2 protein-coding genes are annotated in these 2261 nt (G+C 69.1%); both read left to right on the forward strand.

Annotated elements, in window-relative coordinates; translation table 11 throughout:
* The coding region (mltG, locus tag NT132_RS14275; protein WP_366940419.1) for an endolytic transglycosylase MltG at positions 1 to 1433 on the forward strand (1433 nt) is incomplete at its 5' end.
* Between the two features lie 4 nt (positions 1434 to 1437).
* The gene (locus NT132_RS14280; RefSeq protein WP_297790207.1) at positions 1438 to 2250 is read left to right on the forward strand and encodes a shikimate dehydrogenase; all 813 of its coding nucleotides are present in this window, start codon (positions 1438 to 1440) and stop codon (positions 2248 to 2250) included.
* Positions 2251 to 2261: the final 11 nt, after the last annotated feature.

Consider the following 2261-nt stretch of genomic DNA (forward strand, 5'->3'; position numbering starts at 1 on the left):
GGCACGATCCGGACGCCCGCCTGGGCGACCTGTTCGAGAACCTTCCAGACCCGACGCAGCAGAGTCCGACGGTGGACAACAGCGCGCCGACGCCCGGCTCGCGCCGTGCGGCACGTGAGGCGGCCACCGGTCGTGCGACGACGCCTGCCGACGGAACGCCTGTCGCGCAGTCCGAGCCGGAGGCCGCCCCCGTGCGCGCCTCTGCCGATGCCGGGGTCGAGGACTCGGGCACACCGGTGCGCGACGCTGCGGACGCGGGGGACACCCCGACGAGGGCCGTTCCGCAGGTCACGCCCGCTGTCGCCGATCCGCAGCCGGTGCTCGGCGGTGGTCTCGATTATCTGTTCGCGCCGCATGAGGACGAACGCGCTGCAGCCCAGAAGCCCAGGAAGAAGCGCAGGACGGGCTGCCCGATCCTCGGCGGTATCGCCGCCGGCGGTGCCTGGGTGTGGAACACGTACGGCGAACGGATCAGCGAAGCTCTCGGGTGGGGGGAGCCGAAGGACTGGGATCCCGGAATGGCGACCGGAGAGGCGCTCGTCACGATCAAGACCGGTGACACCGGCGGGCCTGTCTCCGTCGCCCTCTTCGAAGCAGGGGTCACGAAGACCGAGGACGTCTTCTACGACTACCTCGTCAAGGAAGCACCCGGCGTGACGTTCTATCCCGGGGTGTACAAGCTGCAGGAGAAGATGACGGCCGAGGCCGCGCTGGCAGCGCTCCAGGACGAGAACAACAAGATGGACAACACCGTCTCGGTGGCCGAAGGCGGCACGATCGTGTCGTCTCTGCCCGGCATGGCCGAGACGCTCGGACTCCCGCTCGCCGACTTCGAGGCCGCGGTCGCGGACCCGTCGGTCTACGGCGTGAACGCGCAGAACCTCGAGGGCTGGCTGTTCCCAGCGGTCTACACGTTCGACCCCGGCGTCACGGCGACGCAGGTGATCCAGCGCATGGTGGACCGCACACGGGAGTCGCTTGCGAACGCCGGTGTGCCGGATGCCGATGCTGAACGCATCCTCACGATCGCGTCGATCGTCCAGCGCGAGGGTCGCACCGACGACTTCGCCAAGGTCGCCAGAGTCATCCAGAACCGTCTCGACATCGACATGAAGTTGCAGATGGACTCGACCGCGCAGTACGGCTACGGCTCGCTGCACGAGGGCGTGGTGTCGAGCTCCGCCGAGGCGCTCGAGGATCCCAACCCCTGGAACACGTATGTGAACACGGGACTCCCGGTCACCCCGATCGCGAGCCCGAGTGACGCGGCGATCAAGGCGGCGATGAGCCCCGCAGAGGGACCGTGGATCTACTTCGTCACGATCAATCTGTCGACGGGCGAGACGCAGTTCTCCGAGACCTACGAGGAACACCAGGAAGGCATCAAGAAATGGCAGTCCTGGTGCCGGGAGAACCCGGACGCCGGATGCTGACGCAGTGAGCGAGTCGCGCCTCGCGGTCTGGGGCGACCCGATCGCGCACTCGAAGTCCCCGGCACTGCATGCGGCGGCGTATTCCGTACTCGGTCTGGACTGGGAGTACGAGCGGCGGCAGGTGTCGACAGCGGACTTCGCAGGCGTGCTCGACTCGCTCGACGACTCATGGCGCGGCCTCTCGCTCACGATGCCGCTGAAGGAGGAGGCGTTTCGCGCCGCCGCCACCCGTGACCGCCACGCCGAACTGACGGGCGCCGTCAACACGCTGCTGCTCGGATCGGAGATCGCCGGATTCAACACGGATGTGGGCGGCATCATCGACGCCCTGGCCGAGGCCGGCGTCACCGACGTCAGCTCGGTGCGGATCCTCGGGGCCGGCGCGACCGCGGCATCCGCGCTGCTTGCAGTCGCCGAGATCGGCGCGACCCACGTGGACGTCCGCGCCCGCCGTCCGGAGCGGGCTGCAGGTCTGGTCGAGCTGGGCGGGCACCTGCGGGTCACGGTCACCGGCGACGCGCTGAACACGCCGACCACGCCGGTGGATCTCACGATCGCCACGCTGCCGAGCGGCACCGCGCTGGACACCGACCTGGCTGAGGGCCTCGCGAGCGACGGGGGAGTGCTCTTCGACGCCGCATACGCGCCGTGGCCCTCGGCGCTGGCATCGGTCTGGGGAAGCCGTCCGGTCGTCTCTGGTCTCGGAATGCTGCTGCACCAGGCGGTGCGTCAGATCCGCATCTTCCGTGATGGCGACCCGGCCGTCGAACTGCCGGATGAGCCGCGCGTGCTCGCGGCGATGCGCGCAGCGCTCTGAGCTGACGAGCG

Origin of the sequence: Microbacterium sp. (assembly GCF_026393345.1) — a bacterium.
Taxonomy (GTDB): Bacteria; Actinomycetota; Actinomycetes; order Actinomycetales; family Microbacteriaceae; genus Microbacterium.